This is a genomic window from Streptomyces sp. NPDC047085 (assembly GCF_040643735.1).
GTDB lineage: Bacteria > Actinomycetota > Actinomycetes > Streptomycetales > Streptomycetaceae > Streptomyces.
In genome coordinates, this window is sequence record NZ_JBEYUW010000010.1 from 201,412 (window position 1) to 219,032 (window position 17,621).

The 17,621-nt window shown below is 67.8% G+C and carries 14 protein-coding genes and 2 pseudogenes; 8 read left to right on the forward strand and 8 right to left on the reverse strand.

Translation table 11 applies throughout. The annotated features are described in order from the left end of the window. The first annotated feature begins 100 nt into the window (after nt 1-100). Complete coding sequence (locus ABZ865_RS29785; protein ID WP_361236934.1) at nt 101-1,111, forward strand: GNAT family N-acetyltransferase; 1,011 nt, start codon at nt 101-103, stop codon at nt 1,109-1,111. A gap of 552 nt (nt 1,112-1,663) precedes the next feature. Here ABZ865_RS29785 and ABZ865_RS29790 read toward each other — a convergent pair. The 3 genes and pseudogenes from ABZ865_RS29790 to ABZ865_RS29800 all read right to left on the reverse strand — a co-directional run. Then, a complete protein-coding gene (locus tag ABZ865_RS29790; protein WP_361236937.1) occupies nt 1,664-3,130 on the reverse strand; it encodes a membrane-associated oxidoreductase in 1,467 nt (488 codons plus the stop codon). Between the two features lie 141 nt (nt 3,131-3,271). Further along, entirely contained in the window at nt 3,272-3,694 is a 423-nt protein-coding gene (locus ABZ865_RS29795; RefSeq protein ID WP_361236940.1) for a hypothetical protein, read from the reverse strand. After that, a pseudogene (locus ABZ865_RS29800) lies at nt 3,691-3,927 on the reverse strand (transposase); the annotation flags it as partial. The gene ABZ865_RS29795 and the pseudogene ABZ865_RS29800, both read right to left, overlap by 4 nt. A 394-nt stretch (nt 3,928-4,321) precedes the next feature. Here ABZ865_RS29800 and ABZ865_RS29805 point away from each other — a divergent pair. Then, entirely contained in the window at nt 4,322-4,540 is a 219-nt protein-coding gene (locus ABZ865_RS29805) for a hypothetical protein (RefSeq protein WP_361236943.1), read from the forward strand. Between the two features lie 81 nt (nt 4,541-4,621). On the opposite strand, the gene ABZ865_RS29810 is transcribed toward ABZ865_RS29805, so the two are convergent. Next, nucleotides 4,622-5,959, reverse strand: a complete 1,338-nt coding sequence (locus ABZ865_RS29810) for a PLP-dependent aminotransferase family protein (protein ID WP_361236946.1) — start codon at nt 5,957-5,959, stop codon at nt 4,622-4,624. 89 nt (nt 5,960-6,048) lie between these two features. Here ABZ865_RS29810 and ABZ865_RS29815 point away from each other — a divergent pair, with 89 nt between their 5' ends. The 3 genes and pseudogenes from ABZ865_RS29815 (at nt 6,049) to ABZ865_RS29825 (ending at nt 7,226) form a co-directional block, all read left to right on the forward strand. Then, nucleotides 6,049-6,672 carry a DJ-1/PfpI family protein gene (locus tag ABZ865_RS29815; RefSeq protein ID WP_361236949.1) on the forward strand — a complete coding sequence of 208 codons (624 nt, stop codon included), beginning with the start codon at nt 6,049-6,051 and terminating at the stop codon, nt 6,670-6,672. Nucleotides 6,673-6,970: 298 nt separating this feature from the next. Then, nucleotides 6,971-7,045, forward strand: a pseudogene (locus ABZ865_RS29820) (cyanate hydratase); the annotation flags it as partial. Between the two features lie 67 nt (nt 7,046-7,112). Beyond that, a complete protein-coding gene (locus ABZ865_RS29825) occupies nt 7,113-7,226 on the forward strand; it encodes a hypothetical protein (protein ID WP_361236952.1) in 114 nt (37 codons plus the stop codon). Between the two features lie 333 nt (nt 7,227-7,559). On the opposite strand, the gene ABZ865_RS29830 is transcribed toward ABZ865_RS29825, so the two are convergent. Both ABZ865_RS29830 and ABZ865_RS29835 read right to left on the reverse strand, forming a co-directional pair. Continuing rightward, on the reverse strand, nt 7,560-8,096 hold the full coding sequence (locus tag ABZ865_RS29830) for a hypothetical protein (RefSeq protein WP_361236955.1): 537 nt from the start codon (nt 8,094-8,096) through the stop codon (nt 7,560-7,562). 359 nt (nt 8,097-8,455) lie between these two features. Continuing rightward, nucleotides 8,456-9,373 carry an NADP-dependent oxidoreductase gene (locus tag ABZ865_RS29835; protein ID WP_359556751.1) on the reverse strand — a complete coding sequence of 306 codons (918 nt, stop codon included), beginning with the start codon at nt 9,371-9,373 and terminating at the stop codon, nt 8,456-8,458. Nucleotides 9,374-9,949: 576 nt separating this feature from the next. Here ABZ865_RS29835 and ABZ865_RS29840 point away from each other — a divergent pair. Together ABZ865_RS29840 and ABZ865_RS29845 are read left to right on the forward strand one after the other, a co-directional pair. Continuing rightward, nucleotides 9,950-10,870 (forward strand): Ku protein, encoded by a 921-nt coding sequence (locus tag ABZ865_RS29840; RefSeq protein WP_361236958.1) that lies wholly within the window; start codon nt 9,950-9,952, stop codon nt 10,868-10,870. Between the two features lie 303 nt (nt 10,871-11,173). Further along, nucleotides 11,174-11,359 (forward strand): hypothetical protein, encoded by a 186-nt coding sequence (locus ABZ865_RS29845; RefSeq protein WP_361236961.1) that lies wholly within the window; start codon nt 11,174-11,176, stop codon nt 11,357-11,359. A 76-nt stretch (nt 11,360-11,435) separates the two neighbouring features. Here the strand turns inward: ABZ865_RS29845 and ABZ865_RS29850 are convergent, their stop codons facing one another. Together ABZ865_RS29850 and ABZ865_RS29855 are read right to left on the reverse strand one after the other, a co-directional pair. Beyond that, the gene (locus ABZ865_RS29850; protein WP_361236963.1) at nt 11,436-12,962 is read right to left on the reverse strand and encodes an alpha-N-arabinofuranosidase; all 1,527 of its coding nucleotides are present in this window, start codon (nt 12,960-12,962) and stop codon (nt 11,436-11,438) included. A gap of 206 nt (nt 12,963-13,168) precedes the next feature. Next, entirely contained in the window at nt 13,169-14,590 is a 1,422-nt protein-coding gene (locus tag ABZ865_RS29855; protein WP_361236966.1) for an endo-1,4-beta-xylanase, read from the reverse strand. An 848-nt stretch (nt 14,591-15,438) separates the two neighbouring features. Between ABZ865_RS29855 and ABZ865_RS29860 the strand changes: the two genes are divergently transcribed. After that, complete coding sequence (locus tag ABZ865_RS29860; RefSeq protein WP_361236969.1) at nt 15,439-16,866, forward strand: non-reducing end alpha-L-arabinofuranosidase family hydrolase; 1,428 nt, start codon at nt 15,439-15,441, stop codon at nt 16,864-16,866. Nucleotides 16,867-17,621: the final 755 nt, after the last annotated feature.

Here is a 17,621-nt window from a genome sequence, read left to right on the forward strand (position 1 = left end):
CGGTTGGCCGTTGTTCAGCAAAGGTTCTTGAAATGGCGTTGTCGGTGCGAAACGGCGAGCAGCATCCACTCCGGACGCGTTCACGCAAGGATGAATTGATTTGCCCAATAGTTCTGTTGATTCCGGCGCTGCCATAGCGATTGAAACGCTCAGTTCGGCTCATCTGGGCCACGCGGCAGAACTTCTCACGGCTCGGCATCAGCGTGACGTCACGCTTGAGCCTGCACTCGGGGGGCGCTTCAGCGTTCTGGAAGAGTGCAAGGCCCTGCTGGAGCAGGCGTGGGAAGACGGGGCTCGTGGTGCGGTCGCGGTACAGGGAGGTGAGGTGATCGGCTACCTGCTGGCCCGGCCCGGGGACGGGCAGCGTGGCCGTCATTGTTGGACACATCCGCAGGACGCCGTCTACTCGCCGGATGCGGGTCCGGTGATTCTGCAGCAGTTGTATGCCCACCTGTCGGGGCAGTGGCTTGCCGACGGACGCCTGCATCACTACACGGTGGCACCCGCCGCCGATCTCCCGCTGTGGCTGACGCTCGGATTCCCGCACGAGCAGGTCCACGCGATCATGGATGTTCCCGCCAGGACGTGGGCGCAGGCGCCGCGCGGTATCCGTCAGGCAAGTCCCGCCGATATCGACGCCCTGGAACCGCTGCTCGGTCTCATCAACGAGGCGCATGCGGCGCCCCCGGTGTTCGCTTTCACCGACCGGCCGATGTGGGACATCCTGCGGTCCGGCCACCTGGAACTGTTGAACGATCCGGCCGTGGCGTACTGGGTGTCTGAGGGACCGGAGGGCATCGACGGTTTCGTCGTCATGCGCCCCGTTCCCGACGACGAGTCCTCGATCCTCGAGCCCAAGGGCTCGGTCGAACTGATCCTGGCCTCGACGGCTCCTCACACTCGCGGCACGGGAGTCGGACGCCGGCTGACCGAGTGGGCGCTGGCGGACGCAGCACACCGGGGATTCACGGTCTGTGTCACCGACTGGCGGGCGGCGAATCCCCTCTCGTCCGTCTTCTGGCCCCGCCGGGGATTCCGGCCTGTCGCCTACCGGCTCCACCGCATCCTGGACCCGCGTCTCACGGGCCCCGAACACGTTCCGGGACCCTGAACGGACCGCGTGCCAGCTGTGATCCTTTCTGGACGGACGCGAGCATGCCCGCATATCACCGCAGTCGGGGCCGACGACCCGTCCAGGCCGAACTGTCTCCCGACTGCCTGCTGAAGGCCGACGCCGAAGCCCTTGTCGCCGCGCTGCACCAAGCGACAGCCGAGAACCAACTCCTGCGCCGGCAGATGGCAGACCGTACGGCCGTGCTCCGTTCGCTGCCCCTTCAGCGTCAGCCGGAGGCACCTCGCCCTGAGAGCAGGCAACCCGAGATCGAATTCGAGCCGTGAGGAGCACGGGGTGCGCGTGGCGGGCGCGGAGTACCAACAGGGGATCGCCGCGTCGGCAGGGCAGTTCTCGGCAATCTTGTCGGACTGCAGGGTGTTGACGGCCCGCTCGCTGAACTCCATGGCGACCGGCTGTCAAAGTCGGCTCCGGTGTGCAACTCGACGGCCTCGCCGACGTTGGGGCCACGCCGGCTGCGAACCGCATTCGGTCCAGGCTTAGGTGCCCTCAGAGGGCGTTCTGCGAGGTTTTCGCGGTTTCTGGAAGGGGTCATTGGCGACTGACCGTACGGGTCACGCCCGCGACGATCGTCGTCGCCAGAATCCAGCCGGTGATGATCAGGGCGTACGACAGCCACTGGTGCCATCCGTCAGGGGCGAACGCTGGCTCCTGGCCGAAGTTGATGATCGGCAGGAGCAGGTCGAGAGTGTAGAAGACGGGGTTGAAGTGGGGGGCCTCCTCCGCCTTGATGGGGCGTGGGTGGTCCAAGCCGTATGCGATCGATCCGATGGTCATGAGGGACAGCAGCCAGACAGCCGCGCGCAACGGGCGGAAGCCGTAGCCGACGGTGACGTCCTGGACGTACCCCCACAGCCGTCCGTACCAGGCGAGCGTGGTGCGGCGGCGGCGCTGCTTGGCGAGCTGGACGAGCCGGGCCGCGTCGTCGTCACCGATGTGGCGGTAGGCCGCGGTCAACTGCTCGTAGGCGTATGGCTCATACCGGTCGCCGTCCCGCTCCAGCATTGGAAGGCGGCGCTCGGCAGGCTCGTGCGGGGTGAGTGCGGTGTACGTGAGATTGCTGAGATACACCTGGTCCGGCAGCATCTCCGGTTCAAGGGTCAGGATCTCTATTTGAGAGCGGCGCAGATTCAGGGCACCGTCGATGCGGTCGCCCCCGCGCAGCCAGAGTTCACCGATGACACAGCTGCTCGCCCGCAGTGCTGTGTCGCCCGGATGCGACAGGTGGGCGTGGAGCAGGTCGAGACGGCCCGATATGCGCGAGCCTCGGAGCTCGATCCGGCCCTGCGCACGTACGCATCGTGCCCGTATATGGGCTCCCACGTTGAGGTTCTGGGCGTCCAGCGCGGTGCCATCGGGCTTGTTGAACTCGGCGTCCTGAACGTTGATCCGTCCGGCGATGGAGGCGCCAGTGAGCCGTACCTGTCCGTGTGCGCGCATCTCTGGCGCCCACAAGTCGTCGCCGATCGCGGCCTGGTTGAGCTGCAGCACCGGCTCGGAGTCGTCCGGCGCCGTGAGCTCCGCCCGCTCCATGAACAGCGCCCCGGAGATCCGTGCTCCGCCGAGCCGCACCGGCCCCCGCATACGGCAGTCCGTCATCCGCAGCACCCCCTCGACCCGCAAGGTCGCCGAGGTCAGGCCCGGCAGAACGGACTTGCTCAGATTGAGCTGGCGTAGCTGGGCACCGTACAGGTCGGGAGCGCCGTCGAAGTGGCAGTGGCTCAGCCGGATGGCGGCGTCGATCGTGGCGTACTTCAGGTCCAGTACGCCGGTGATCCGCGCCCCCGTGATCTTGAGCGCGGCGATCTCCCCCTCCTCCTGCGGAGCCTTGAGCAGCAGCACCCGCAGGACACTCGCCCGTACGGTCCGCTCGGCACCCCAGGCGTTCCCCAGCGCCGGATCCTCGTTCTCGGCCGCGCGGAAGTCCACGGACTCGCCTCGCGGAAAGGCCTGCCATACCCGCACCTCGGCTGGCGTAAGATCGTTGGTCTCGCTCACGCCGGGACTCTGACGTGCTGGCTTCGAGCTGTCAACTGCCGTGCGGAGCACGCCATGCTGTCCGAGAACTTCGGTGCCGCCGCGCTCCGCCAGCCCTCGCCGAGCCCGACCCCTACCCCATCGACTGCGAGTCGCTGACTGTTAGGTTGAGGCGGGCTGTGGGGCGGGGCGAGCAGGCTGCGCCAGGGTGAAGAGGCCGGGTTCGGGTTCGGTGAGGATGTCACGGCTGACCAGGCGTTTCAGCTTGGCCCGGATACCTTCGACGTGACGGGGCTCCGTCCCTGTGCCCAGTGCCTGACAGACGTCCTTCGCGCGGAGCGCGCCGTCAGCCTTTTCGAAGGCGGCCAGGATGTCCCGGTATCCGGGCGGGAGCGGCTCGGGCAACGGGAGACCATCCTCGGCGGCCAGTTCCAGGACGGTCTCGCGGGTGATCTCCAGACGTTCCAAGGTCTTCTCGGCCGTGGCGAGTTGCTCGGTGAGCTGGGCGATCTGCTCACGCAAGTGCCCGGCGGTCTCGCGGATCAGCCGCTGTCGTGTCTCGACCTTCTCCAGCAGGTCTTTCATCGACGCTCCCGCTCATTGTGGGGGGCCGGCCGCTGCCAGGGGAGTGGGTCGCGCCAGGTCGGGGTGGTCGTGTGGGTGAGGCGGCGGAGCATGATGTCGGTCATCGTCCAGTGGATCATCGCCACGGAGCTGGCTGGCAGTGTCTCGAAGTCGCGCGCGAGGCGCCGGTGTTGCATGAGGGTGCCGTAGGTCTGCTCGACGATCCACCGCTTCGGTTCCGGGGTGAACCCTCGCAGGCACCTCGAAACCCCGGCTCGTCGCTTTGGCCATGGCCGGTGATCGCCAGGACGCGGCCTGGCGGGTCGGAGCGGGTTCACGTTATCGCCTGCCCTCGGCATCGATGCGGTAGGCAGCGCGTTTTCCGCGGCATCGGTGCGCGCCCGGCCGCCGTCTCGGGTGGGGCTATGGCCGGCCGCCCGCTCTCGGGGGTGGGTTGCGGGCGCCCGGTGCTTCGGGCTCCCGTCCTGCCGGACGCCGTGATGCGACGTTACGCCGTGACGGGTCATGGAGGCCTGCGGCGGGGCGCTGTTCGGGGCAACAGCCCCCGGGGGGCCTGGCGGGGCATCTGGCGGTGCCGCGGCGGGCGAGGGCGCTTTGGACAGGTGCGAGCGGCGCACAGTGGGCGGTGTGGATGTCGAGCAGATCACCGAGGGGCTGTACGGGCTGGTGCCGGCCGATTTCGTCGCGGCGCGGGACGCGCACGTCGCCAAGGCTCGCAAGGCGAAGGACCTGGTGGCGGCGAAGGTGATCACCGCGCTTGGCAGGCCCGCGGTCGCCGCGTGGGCGGCGAACCGGCTCGCCCGTGAACGGCCCCAGGAGGCGCAGCGGTTCCTGAGGCTGACATGACAGGTCTGTGGCCGTGGCGCTCGACCGGACAGACTCGTTGGGGCTGGATGGGTGGGGAGATTGAGCGAGTGCGGGCTGAGTTCAGGCGTAGGCGTCCTCGATGGCGACTCGGCGCACTGTGCGCAGCGTCGATCGGAGGCTGTCCAGGTCGGTCGAGCCCAGGGCGAGGCGGATCGCCTGTGGTGTGTGTGTCGAGGTGGTGTACGGCTCTGCCGTGGTGACCGAGATGTGCCGGCGCGCGAGGGTGGCGGTGAGGCGGTCGGCGCGTGCGTCGTCGGGCAGTGGCAGCCAGGTGAAGTAGGACGAGGGGTGGCCGATGAGCGGGAGGCCCGCCAGCTCTTGACTTGCGAGTGCCTGGCGCGTCTTGGCGTCGTCTCGTTTCTGTGCTTCCAGTTGGTTCACCGTCCCGTCGTCGAGCCAGCGGCAGGCGATGGCGGTGGTGAGGGCGGGGGTGTTCCAGGTGGTTGCCCGGATGGCGCGTTCGAGGTACGGGACCATGGTCGGCGGGGCAAGGACGAAGCCGACCCGCAGGCCGGTGGCGATGCTCTTGGACAGTCCCGAGACGTAGACGGTGATGTCCGGTGCGGTTGTGGCCAGAGGCGGTGGAGGGGCTTCGACCAGGTAGGCGTATGAGGCGTCTTCGATGATGAGCGGACCGTGCTGCCGGGCGATCCTGATCAGGCGGGTGCGGTCGGTGGCCGACATGACCCAGCCCAGGGGGTTGTGCAGGGTGGGCATGGTGTAGATCGCGCGCACCGGGCGGGTCGCGCACAGTTTCTCCAGGGCATCGAGGTCTGGCCCGTCGGTGGTGGTGGGGATGGGCTCCAGGTCGAGATGGAAGGCGTGCGCGAGTACCTTGAAACCGGGGTAGGTGAGGGCGTCGACCGCGACGACGTCGCCGGCGCTCAGCGCGGCCATGACGGTGATGGCCAGGCCGTGCTGGGCGCCGTTGGTGATGAGGATCTGATCCGCGTCGGTGGTGATTCCCCGGCGTGTGAGGTGTCGTGCGATGGAGGCTCTGTCCTGGGGGCGCCCTCGGTGTGGTTGGTAGCGCAGCAGCGCGTTGAGATCGCCGGAGGTGGCTATCTCTCGCAGGGCCTGGCGCAGGAGGTCGGCCTGGCCGGGCAGCGACGGGTAGTTGAAGTTGAGGTCGACCGCGTCTGTGGCGACGGCCTGCTGATCGATGCCGTGACCGGCGGGGACCGCGATGTCGCGGACGAACGTGCCGCGGCCCTGTTCCCGGCTCACCAGGCCCATCGCTTCCAGTTCGGCGTACACCCGGGTCGCGGTCACCACGGCGATGCCCTCGCTGGCGGCGAGAGCGCGGTGGGTCGGCAGCCGCACCCCCGGGGCGAGCCGCCCGGCCCGGATGTCGGCTGCGAGCGTGTCGACCAGCTTCTTGTATCGCGAGGCTGCCATGCATCGGATTGTATCCATGACAATTCTTTGACTGTCCTGCTCGCGGGTTCTTACCGTCGAGTCCCACTCACCCGGAAAGGACAGCCGCCGTGCATATCGCCATCCTCACCTTCGAGGGCTACAACGAACTCGACTCCCTGATCGCGCTCGGTGTGCTCAACCGCATCAAGAGCGACGACTGGCGTGTCACCATCGCCACCCCCGGCCCCAAGGTGACGTCGATGAACGGGGTGGTCATCGAGCAGATGTCCACGCTGGAGGAGGCGTGCGCCGCCGACGCCGTCATCGTCGGCAGCGGCATCGCCACCCGCGAGGTCACCGAAGACCCGGCGATCATGAACATCCTGCGGGGCCTGGACCCCTCGCGCCAGCTCATCGCGGCGCAGTGCTCCGGCGCGCTCGTGCTGGCCAGGCTCGGTCTGCTCAACGACATCCCCGCCTGCACCGACCTGATCACCAAGCCGTGGGTCATCGCCGCCGGCGTCGAGGTCCTCAACCAGCCCTTCTACGCCAAGGACAACATCGCCACCGCCGGCGGCTGCCTGGCATCGCACTACCTCGCCGCCTGGATCATCACCCGCCTCCAGGGCCAGGAGGCCGCCGAAGGCGCGCTGCACTACGTCGCCCCGGTCGGCGAGAAGGAGGAATACATCGCGCGCGCCTGGCGCAACATCACCCCGTACCTGCCCGCTCCCGCCCCGGCGCTCGTCTGACCCACCAGCCCGCGAGCTGCGGCCGGCCAGGAAGCCGCGCCTTCGGCAGCCCGGCCGGCCGCCCGGGGCCCGCACACCCACCGGACTCTCAGGGAAGGACTACGCACGAACCGCGACGAGGTAACGGCCGCGATCGTTGCCGGCAGACTGGCCAAGGGCCTCACGTGGCAGGAGCTGGCTGACGCGATCGGCCGGCCGCTGGTGTGGACCACCACGGCATTGCTCGGACAACCCCCTTCCCGAGGACAGCGCACGTCAGGTCGCCGAGCTCCTCGACCTGCCGGCGGAAGCTGTGCCGGTGCTCGCCACCGTTCCCTACCGCGGCGGGCTGCCCACCGCGGTACCGACCGATCCGACGGTCTACCGCCTCTATGAGGCGCTGCAGGTGTACGGTCCGGCCCTGAAAGAAACTGATCCACGAGCAGTTCGGCGACGGGATCATGAGCGCGATCAACTTCAAGCAGGACATCGGGCGCGCCACCCACGACGGGGCCGAGCACGTCGTCATCACCTTCCACGGGAAGTTCCTGCCCTACAACTGGCCCAGTGACTGAGCCGCTTGAGCGGGGTCCATCGGGTCATTCCCCACGTCAGGGGAGAGGTGTGTCGCACTCTCCGCCGCAGGCGTGACGTCGCGAGCAGTAGACGGCGTTCGACCGCCGGTCCACCCGCGCCACCCAAGTCGCCCCGCAGACCAAGCACTTGGCCACACCATCGCCGTCCAGCTCGGCCGCCACCCGCTTCCGCAGTCGGCGGCTTCGACGCCACTGCCTGGCACGACACACCGCCGGGGGGTTCATCGACGGCACCCCCGCCCGCCCCGGCTGGACGAACTCGCCGACGTGTAATTCGGTCAGGTCCCACGCTCCTGCGGGGATGCTGAATCGTCAGTCTTGGTCCGAGTCGGACAGCGCCTCAGTGATCAAGCGGGTGGCGAAGTCGCGGTCGCCGGACATCCGGTTGATGTGCTCTGCGAGCAGGACGGCCGTGGCCTCCAGTGGATTCATCTCGGCGTCGGTCCAGCCTCCGTACTGCGCGCGCCACAAGTTCGGGCTCAGGCCGGTGCCCGCGGCGACGAGCAGGCCGGCCATGGTGGGAATGACCTCGGGACGGAAGGTCCTGGGCATCATGCGCATCGTGGCCACGAGGGTGGGCACCACGTATCCGATGATGTCCTTGTCGTGGTCCTCGCAGGCCGTCCGCAGCCACCTCATGAACATGTAAATGATCGTGCAAGCGCCGTCCAGCAGCGCATCGAATCCGGCAGGGCCCAAGGACGCGGCGAACTGGTCGACCAACTGCTGCTGTTCGGGGTCGGTCCCGGTCCTGCTGTCGTAGACGGCTTTGAGACGGGAGTCGATCATCATGAGCGCTGCGCCCACATCGCCGACGGGAGCGTACTCGGGATCACAGGGCGATGACACAGGACTCCTCATCGTGCGACCGGGTGGGGGGCGCGGCATGTCCCTACGGTAGACCGCCGATCGGATGGGGTCTGGCGTAATGCTCTTTCCTCGGCGTTGAGGCAAGCCAGGGCGGCGAGTGGGGGTTGTGCGCGGGCGTGCGCGGAGCGGCCCTGCGGATCGGTGAGGCATCCCGGCTGGCCCGGCCAGTGGTGCGCCGGGTGGCTGAGGGTGGCGGAGATCTTTTGCGACCTGGGCTTTCTTGGTTGTCTCACGGCCGTGTCACCATGATCAGTCTCAAGTCTGTGGCATTTCCTCGTCCGACACCGGGCAGGTCAGCGGTCGTCCAGCCCACCACCGCTGTTGGCCCACCAGGGCGCTCAGGGGCGCACGCGAATGACGGTCTTGCCCTTGCGTCGCTCGGTCGGGTTGAGCGCAGGGACGGCGTCGTCGAGGGTCGCGACGGTTCCGATGTGCGTGCGAAGGCGCCCGTCCCGCACCCGGTCGACGATCTCCACCAGCTGACTCGGAACGGACTCGACGACGAAGTCGACCGCCAAGCCGTCGACAGGGCGAGCCTCAACAGGCCCGACCACCGACACCAGCGTCCCGCCAGGCCGGATGATTCTCGCCGAGCGCCTTTGGATGTCAGCGCCGATGACATCGAAGACCACGTCGACCCCGCCGATGTCGTCGAGATCCTCGGTGGCGAGGTCGAGGAACTCGTTCGCGCCGAAGTCGAGCGCCGCCTGGCGGTCCGCCGCCCGCCCGGTACCGATGACGTAGGCGCCGAACTCCCGGGCGAGCTGCGTAACCACGGACCCGACCGCGCCGGCGGCGCCGTGTGCGAGGACGCTCTGCCCCGCCTGAAGACGACCGTGCTGGAACAGACCTTGCCACGCGGTCAGGCCGGAGATCGGCAGGCTCGCACCCACCGTGAAGTCGACGTTCCCCGGCAGCGGCGCCAGGTTGCGTGCCTCCACGGCCGCGTACTCGGCCAGGGTTCCATCGCGGTGCCAGTCCGTGATCCCGAACACCCGCTGTCCCAGCGAGAGCCCCGTCGTGCCGTAGCCGAGGGAGGTGACCACTCCGGCGAACTCGTGGCCGATGATCGCCTGGGCTCGATCGCGACCGGCGCGATCGACCCACGTCGAGGGCCACTCCCACTCCGCGGGGACGAAGCCCGACGCATGGACTTCAACGACGACATCGTTGATCGCCGGCGTCGGCTCAGGCCGCTCCGCGAGTGTGATCCCGGCTGCTTCCGCGGCCGGATCCGTCGCGACGATTGCCTTCACTGGTACCTCCGTATATCTCGTGCTCGCCGGCTCTGTGCGCCGCCCAAGCCATGGAGTGTGCTGATTAGCCCACAGAGGAACGGCAACAAGATCTGTCACCACAGACGGATGGACCACTGAAACGCGTCGAGTCCAACCGGAGCTCGACGAGCACCACACACCCAGGGCAGCAACACCCACCCACGCGCTAGTCTCACGGCGATGTCGCATACGACATCGGTACGACACGGCTCGTGCGATTACGACATCAGCCGTAAGACCCAACAGCAGGTTGATGTAGGTTCTCACTTTCGGTGCCATGCGCCGACGCTGTGACCTGGATGTTCGTCTTCAGTCTCACGACATGCCGGCCGGTGACTGTCTCGGATCGATGTCATTTCCTCAGACTGTCCAGCAGGCTGCACCGCTGCCCACTCGGTACGAGCCGGAACTCCCTCACCCGAAAGGGTGAACACCCCGACCGGCGAGTCTCACAACGACGGCATAAGTGCCATCGATGTGCCATCGGAGATGAGATTGTGCCGCGAAATTTGAGACCCCACACTGATGATGCTCGGGGTTACTGCGGAGGTTGCCATGCCCCGAGCCATCTGGTCCGGCGCCATCAGCTTCGGGTTGGTCACCGTGCCCATCCAGGTGATCAGCGCCACCGAGGATCACAGCATCAGATTCCACCAGTACCACCTGGCCGACCAGGGCAGGATCCGCTACCGCAAGGTGTGCGAGCTGGAGGACCGCGAAGTCTCCCAGGACGAGATCGGCAAGGGCTACGAGCTGACAAAGACGCAGGTCATCCCAATCACGGACGAGGAACTCAGTAACCTGCCGCTGCCCACGGCCAAGGCCATCGAGATCGATGCCTTCGTGCCGCTCCAATCCATCGATCCGCTGAAGATCGCCGAGGGCTACTACCTGCAGCCCGGCAGCCAGGTCGCGGCCAAGCCCTACAAGCTGCTCGTCCAGGCGCTCGAGCGCTCCTCCAAAGTGGCCGTCGCGAAGTACGCCTGGAGCGGCAGGGAGAGGCTCGGGCTGCTGCGCGTGAAAGACGACGTGCTCGTCCTTCACGCCATGCGCTGGCCGGACGAGATCCGCGACCCCACCGAGCTTCTGCCGACGCCCGTGGAAGTGCCCGAGGAGGAGATCGAAGCCGCACTGGCCCTCATGGACACCCTGACGACCGACTCTTTGGAGGGGGAGGACTTCGTCGACCGCTACACCGAGGCGCTGGCGCAGATCATTGAGGCCAAGCGGGAGGAGCGTCCCCTGCCCGAAGCGCCGGAGCCGGAGAAGCCGACGCAGGTTCTTGACCTCATGGCCGCGCTGAATGCATCCGTCCAGCAGGCCAAGGCATCCCGCAGGGAGGGTGAGGCTGCGGTGCACGAGTTGCCGAAGCCACAGAAGAAGACAGCAGCGAAGAAACAGCCTGCTCAGAAGGCGCCCGCGAAGAAACCAGCGGCAAAGAAGACGGCCGCCAGAAAACCCCGGCGCAGTGCGTAGCGCAGGGCCACCGGGTACGAGGATGGGGGACGCTTCGCTCACCCCTCCCCATCGGCGGCGCGGTCGAGAGGGCTCCGGTCCTGCCTGACCTCGACGCCCTCACGCGGGAGCCGTCGAATGGCTATTTCACCGATGCGGCCGATCGACTCGGGCCACGACATCGTCACTGGAGGGGACGGCGGTGCCGGCCCCTGACGCCTGTCCGACGAACTGCGCGCCCTTGGCACCGTGCCGCCGGGACTTGCAGGGGATCTGCTTAATCCTGGGACAGGTGGGGTTGGTTCGGGCAGCATCAGCAACATCGTGGCCAACCTCGTCCGCCCGTTGCCCACCTTCGACGTCGAGCAGATCGAGGACCCGAACCAGCCTGGTCACGGCATCGTGATGATCGCAGTGCCCCGCAGTCCCTCCGCTCCGCACGGGGTCCTGGTCAACGAGGGCCTGCGCTACCCTCGCCGGAACGGCGCCGGCATCAGCTCGGGGGCATGATGTCGGCCCGGGATGTCCGGTCTCCTCAGCGGATGGGGAAGGCGGAAACGTCACGCACCAGAGGCGACAACTTCGGTCAGCCCTCCGAACACGCGAGGCGGATCATGTTCCAGGAGAGTGGCTCGAGTTCGGCCTGCAGGACCCCGCCCGTGACGATGGTGCCGGTGGCGGGGTGCGGGGCAACACGGTCCGGCTGGTCCGCCGTGTTGCGGGCCTCTGGGTCGGCGTCGGCCAGGACCAGGTGCTCCACCACGGCAAGGGCCTCGAATCCCCGAAGGTCGATCTCCAGCGGCAGGGCCGCGTCCTGGCCGCGGTTGACGGCGAAGATGGTGACGGCACCGGTCTCGTCGTCGGTGACGGCGGTGGCGTGCAGCAGCGGGACGTCGCCGAAGCGGGCGGTGGGGTAGGTGGGGCTGTCCACCTCGACCCGCAGGACTTGGCCGCGTCCGTGCGCCGACGCCTGCGCGAAGGGGAAGAACGTGGTCTGCCGCCAGGCCGGTCCGCCCGGTTCGGTCATGATCGGCGCGATGACGTTGACGAGCTGGGCGAGCGAGGCAGCGGTGACCCGGTCGGCGTGCCGCAGCAGGGCGATGAGCAGCGAGCCGAAGACCACGGCGTCGGTGACGGTGTAGACGTCCTCCAGGATGCGTGGCGCCTGCTGCCAGTCCTCCACCGGGTGCGGATTGGGCCGCTGCTGATACCAGACATTCCACTCGTCGAACGACAGGTTGATGCGCTTGGTCGCCTTGAGGCGGGCGCGGACGTGGTCGCAGGTGGCGACGACCGACTCGATGAAGTGCTCCATGTCCACGGCGGAGGCCAGGAAGGAGGCGCGGTCGCCGTCGATCTCCTCGTAGTAGGCGTGCAGGGAGACGTGGTCGACGAGGTCATAGGCGGCTTGCAGGACGGTCGACTCCCAGGCGGCGAACGTCGGCATCGAGGAGCCGGAACTGCCGCAGGCGACCAGCTCCAGGCCCGGGTCGAGCTGTCGCATGGCGCGGGCGGTCTCGGCGGCGATGCGGCCGTACTCCTCGGCGGTCTTGTGGCCCGTCTGCCAGGTCCCGTCCATCTCGTTGCCAAGACACCACATCCTGATGCCGTACGGCTCCTTGCTCCCGTGGGCGGCACGGCGGTCGGACAGTTCGGTGCCACCCGGGTGGTTGCAGTACTCCAGCAGCCGCAGGGCGTCCTCCACCCCGCGGGTGCCCAGGTTCACCGCCATCATCGGTTCCATGCCGGTCTTGGCGCAGAAGTCCATGAACTCGCCGAGGCCGAACTCGTTGGTCTCGGTGGACTTCCAGGCCAGATCCAGGCGGGTGGGTCGCTCCTCACGTGGGCCGACACTGTCCTCCCAGCGGTAACCGGAGACGAAGTTGCCGCCCGGGTAGCGCACGGTGGTGACGCCGAGCTCGCGGACCAGCTCCAGGACGTCCTGCCGCAGGCCGTCCCCGTCGGCCATGGGGTGGCCGGGTTCGTGGACGCCGGTATAGACGCAGCGGCCGAGGTGCTCGACGAACGATCCGTACAGACGGGGGTTGACGCTGCCGACGGCGAAGGCCGGGTGGAGGGTGAAGCGTGCGGGGGTGGTGCCGGGGTGGGACATAGCTGCCTTTCGGACAGGTCGAGAGAGGCGGATGCCGCTGGTCAAGGGGTTCAGGGCCCCTGCCGTACGGGGAGTGGAGCAGGCCGATGCGCACGCCGCACCGAGCGCGGCAACGCGGGGAGAGGCGCACCGGCCGGCCGGTGAGGCGGCGACGGATCGGTCAGGGTGCAAAGCGGGCTGTGCGCTCAGCCCTGGCTGCAGGTCCATCAGGTGCGGGTCCAGCGTTGGTTGCTGCCGTTCGAGCAGGAGTAGAGCTGGATCAGGGTGCCGTTGGCGGTGCCTGCTGCGACGGCGTCGAGGCAGAGGCCGGACTGGACGCCGACGATCGATCCGTCGGAGTTGAGGCGCCATTTCTGGTTGTCGCCGCCCCAGCAGCTGTAGATCTGGGCTTTGGAGCCGTTGCCGGTGCCGGCCGCGTCCAGGCACTTGTTGCCGTAGACCCTGAGCTCGCCGGCGGCGGTGTACGTCCACTGCTGGTTGGTGCCGTTGTTGCAGTCCCACAGCTGGAGCTGGGTGCCGTCGGTGGTGCCGGCGTTCGGTACGTCCAGGCAGCGGCCGGAACCGACGCCCTTGATCTGTGCGGAACCCGCAGGGGGCGTCGTGGAGCCGCCGTTGAGTGCGTTGAGGACGGCGGTGTAGGCGGGCTTCTTGCTGCCGTCGCCGTTGAACAGCAGTGGCGTGTCCCCCGATCGCCAGGAGTCGGTGTCGCGCACACCCCAGACGGTGATGCCGAGGCAGCGCGGGACGGCCAGGCAGTCGTTGGTCACGTCGGCGTAGGTCGACGCCGGGGCGCCCTGGATGTCGAGTTCGGTGATGGCCACGTCGACGCCGAGGGCGGCGAAGTTCTGCAGGGTTGTGCGGAAGTTGCTGTTGTAGGGGCTGCCGCTGTTGAAGTGCGATTGGAAGCCGACGCAGTCGATCGGCACACCGCGCTGCTTGAAGTCCCGGACCATGGCGTACACGCCCTGGGTCTTGGCCCAGGTCCAGTTCTCGATGTTGTAGTCGTTGTAGCAGAGCTTGGCCGCCGGGTCGGCGGCGCGCGCGGTGCGGAAGGCGACCTCGATCCAGTCGTTGCCGGTGCGCTGCAGGTTGGAGTCGCGCCGGGCTCCCGAACTGCCGTCCGCGAAGGCCTCGTTCACGACGTCCCACTGGGCGATCTTGCCCTTGTAGTGGGTCATCACGCCGTTGATGTGGTCGATCATCGCCTGGCGCAGTGTGGTGCCGCTGAGGCTCTGCATCCAGCCGGGCTGCTGGGAGTGCCAGGCCAGGGTGTGGCCGCGCACCTGCTTGCCGTTCTGCACCGCCCAGTTGTATACGCGGTCACCGGCGGTGAAGTTGAACTGGCCTCTCTGCGGTTCGGTGGCGTCGATCTTCATCTCGTTCTCGGCCGTCACCATGGTGAACTCGCGGGCCGCGATCGACGTGTACGCCGAGTCGCCCAGCCTGCCCGAGGCGATGGCGGTGCCGAAGTAGCGGCCGCTCTGCGCCGCCGCGGCGCCGAGCGTGCTCTCGGCGGCGTGTGCGGTCGGCGGCGTGACCAGTGCGGCGGCCGCACCCAGGACGCCGACGACCAGCGCCAACAGCAGACCGCGGATCTTCCGGCGGACAACGGGGGCATACAAGCCCATGACTGTGCCTCCAAGGTAGAAATCCTGGAATGACTGAAGGTGGAGAGGAAAGCGTCGTCCGCTCCCACTCGGCACCGGGGACCGCCACGTGGCGTCGCGTACATCTCCAACTGCACGAGGAGCAGGGATGCGCTGGTGCGAACCTCACCGGAACGAAACGGGGTGGCGCAGGTGCTGTGCTGCGCGTATCTGTCGTGCGGCTGTGCGTGGAACTGCCGGTCAGTACGGATCCGCCGGGCCGAGGTGGTTCGACATTGCGAACCACAGCCGGTGTCTCAGACAGGGATGTTGAAGTAATGACGATGGATCGTCAATACTCACCGCAGAAAAGATTTCTGTTCTAGCTCGAAACTTTCGGAACCGGTCGAACGGCGAACCCACGCGCCGTCGAGCGCGACGGCGTTCGGGGGAACCGGTGTGTCACGCACGCTGGAGACACGCCTGCCGGGTGTCGGCACAGTCCGCGAGATCGCTCCGCTCCCGCATCAAGCCTGATGTGACTCCGACCTTTTGACGGTGTGACGTGCACGGGTTCGGGCATAGGGCCTATCAAACGTTTCGACGTTGGTAGCGATACATGCGAGAAGCGTTGACGCCGTTCACCGGTTCCCTATCATGCAGGTTGCTCGACACTTCGACCTTTGTTCGGCATCGCGAACACCTCGGAGTGCTGCATCGCAAAGCCGGGCAACTCCGGGTCACGCCGCCCCAACGCAGAGCCGCAAGGAGCCGCACCGGGTGGTCTGCCGTGTTGCTCACAGACCGCTGCACACCGCATCACACCGACAGTCCGGACAGCCTCTGACGAGGCCACCCGGAAACACCTACTCAAGGTTGAGGAAGTCCGCATGCGCAGTGGAAGTTTCAGCCGCAGGCATCCGTCTGTGGTGCTCGGCGCCCTGGTTGCGGTCCTGGCCGCGTTGGCGGCGATGCTCGTCGCTGCCCCGGCTCAGGCGGCTTCGAGTGGCGCCTTGCGCGGTGTTGGTTCCGGCCGGTGTCTCGATGTGCCGAACTCCAGCCAGGCCGACGGCACGTACCTGCAGATCTGGGACTGCTCGGGCGGGACCAACCAGCAGTGGACGTTGACGGACAACGGCCAGCTCACCGTGTACGGCAACAAGTGCCTGGATGTGCCGGGCCACGCCACCGCGGCCGGTACCCGGGTGCAGATCTGGACCTGTAGCGGGGGTGCGAACCAGCAGTGGCGGGTGAACTCCGACGGCACGGTCGTCGGCGTGGAGTCCGGTCTGTGCCTGGACGTGACGGGCTCGGGTACCGCCAACGGCACGGCGGTGGAGATCTGGACGTGCAATGGCGGCAGCAACCAGAAGTGGACCGGCCTGACCGGGACGCCGCCGACGGACGGCTCATGTTCCCTTCCCTCGACGTACCGGTGGACGTCGTCGGGTGTGCTGGCGCAGCCGGCGAACGGGTGGACCGCGGTCAAGGACTTCACCACCGTGACGCACAACGGCAAGCACCTGGTCTACGCGTCGAACGTCTCGGGGTCGTCGTACGGCTCGATGATGTTCAAGCCCTTCACGAACTGGTCGGACATGGCGTCGGCCGGCCAGGCCGGGATGAGCCAGGCCGCGGTGGCGCCCACGCTGTTCTACTTCGCGCCCAAGAACATTTGGGTGCTGGCGTACCAATGGGGTGCCTGGCCCTTCGTCTACCGTACGTCGAGCGACCCCACCAACCCCAATGGCTGGTCGGCGCCGCAGCCGCTGTTCACCGGGAGCATCTCCGGCTCCGGCACCGGCCCGATCGACCAGACCTTGATCGCTGACGGCCAGAACATGTACCTGTTCTTCGCCGGTGACAACGGCAAGATCTACCGGGCGAGCATGCCGATCGGGAACTTCCCGGGCAGCTTCGGCTCGTCGTACACGACGGTCATGAGCGACACGACGGCCAATCTGTTCGAGGCGCCGCAGGTCTACAAGGTGCAGGGCCAGAACCAGTACCTCATGATCGTCGAGGCTCGGGGCGCGAACGAGCAGCGCTACTTCCGCTCGTTCACGGCCTCCAGCCTGAGCGGTTCCTGGACCCCGCAGGCCGGCAGCGAGAGCAACCCCTTCGCGGGCAAGGCCAACAGCGGTGCCACCTGGACCAACGACATCAGCCACGGTGACCTGGTCCGCAACAACCCCGACCAGACCATGACCATCGACCCCTGCAACCTGCAGTTCCTCTACCAGGGCAAGTCCCCCACCGCGGGCGGCCCGTACGACCAGCTGCCGTGGCGGCCGGGCGTCCTCACCCTGCAGCGCTGAACCGTCTGATCCATGGCGATCGCGATGTGATGCGGTCCGCCGACGCGTGGACGAGCGGTTCACGGAGTGGGTGACTCCATGTGCTGACCGATACGCACCGCCCCGAGGAACCCCAGCCGTGCGTCAGCTGGGGTTCCTCCCGCCCCCGGTGCCGTTGTCGCGGCCCCTGTGCTCCCGGCGTCAGTGCGGCGCTGAGCAGGATGGTCGGTTCGTCAGCGCCGCTGTGACGTTGAGACTGGGGCGGGCTGCGACGGGGCGGCTTCGGCAGCGGCGCGGGTGAGCGCGGCCGCTTCTTCCGCACTCGGCCAGGACGCGTCCTCGGGGCGCGAGGGAAGCCGCAGCCGCAGCAGGATTCCAACCAGCACACTGGCGGCTCCCTTTGGCGAGGCACTCGTGGGGTACCGGCTGAGCCCGCACGCGGCCCCGGTAGTGGTCCTGTCCAACGGCGGCGTCCTGGCCGAGGTCCACGCCGACTCAGCGGTCAGGCTGGCACCCGTGACCCGGGACGGCCTGGCCCACGCTGCCGGTGGAGAAGGCTGCGGTGTCGGCGCCCACTTCCTTGCCGTCCCGCCCGTGTCGTTGCGGTCCACGGCGCCGACGGTGAGCACGGCCGGGGCGCAGCCTGGAGGAGCTGACGGTGCCCGTGTGCCAGCGCCCTCACCCTGTCCGCCGGCGTGGACACCGGGCAAGGGCATTCCCGACCTCGGACCGAATTTGTTAAGTGCCTTGACAGATTGGTCGCCGCTGGCGACGGT

What these genes read in the sequence shown, in the direction of transcription:
- ABZ865_RS29855 (WP_361236966.1), bottom strand. Translation starts at nt 14,590, where the DNA reads ATGGGCTTGTATGCCCCCGTTGTCCGCCGGAAGATCCGCGGTCTGCTG.
- ABZ865_RS29850 (WP_361236963.1), bottom strand. Translation starts at nt 12,962, where the DNA reads ATGTCCCACCCCGGCACCACCCCCGCACGCTTCACCCTCCACCCGGCC.
- ABZ865_RS29795 (WP_361236940.1), bottom strand. Translation starts at nt 3,694, where the DNA reads ATGAAAGACCTGCTGGAGAAGGTCGAGACACGACAGCGGCTGATCCGC.
- ABZ865_RS29825 (WP_361236952.1), top strand. Translation starts at nt 7,113, where the DNA reads ATGAGCGCGATCAACTTCAAGCAGGACATCGGGCGCGCCACCCACGAC.
- ABZ865_RS29810 (WP_361236946.1), bottom strand. Translation starts at nt 5,959, where the DNA reads ATGGCAGCCTCGCGATACAAGAAGCTGGTCGACACGCTCGCAGCCGAC.
- ABZ865_RS29840 (WP_361236958.1), top strand. Translation starts at nt 9,950, where the DNA reads ATGCCCCGAGCCATCTGGTCCGGCGCCATCAGCTTCGGGTTGGTCACC.
- ABZ865_RS29860 (WP_361236969.1), top strand. Translation starts at nt 15,439, where the DNA reads ATGCGCAGTGGAAGTTTCAGCCGCAGGCATCCGTCTGTGGTGCTCGGC.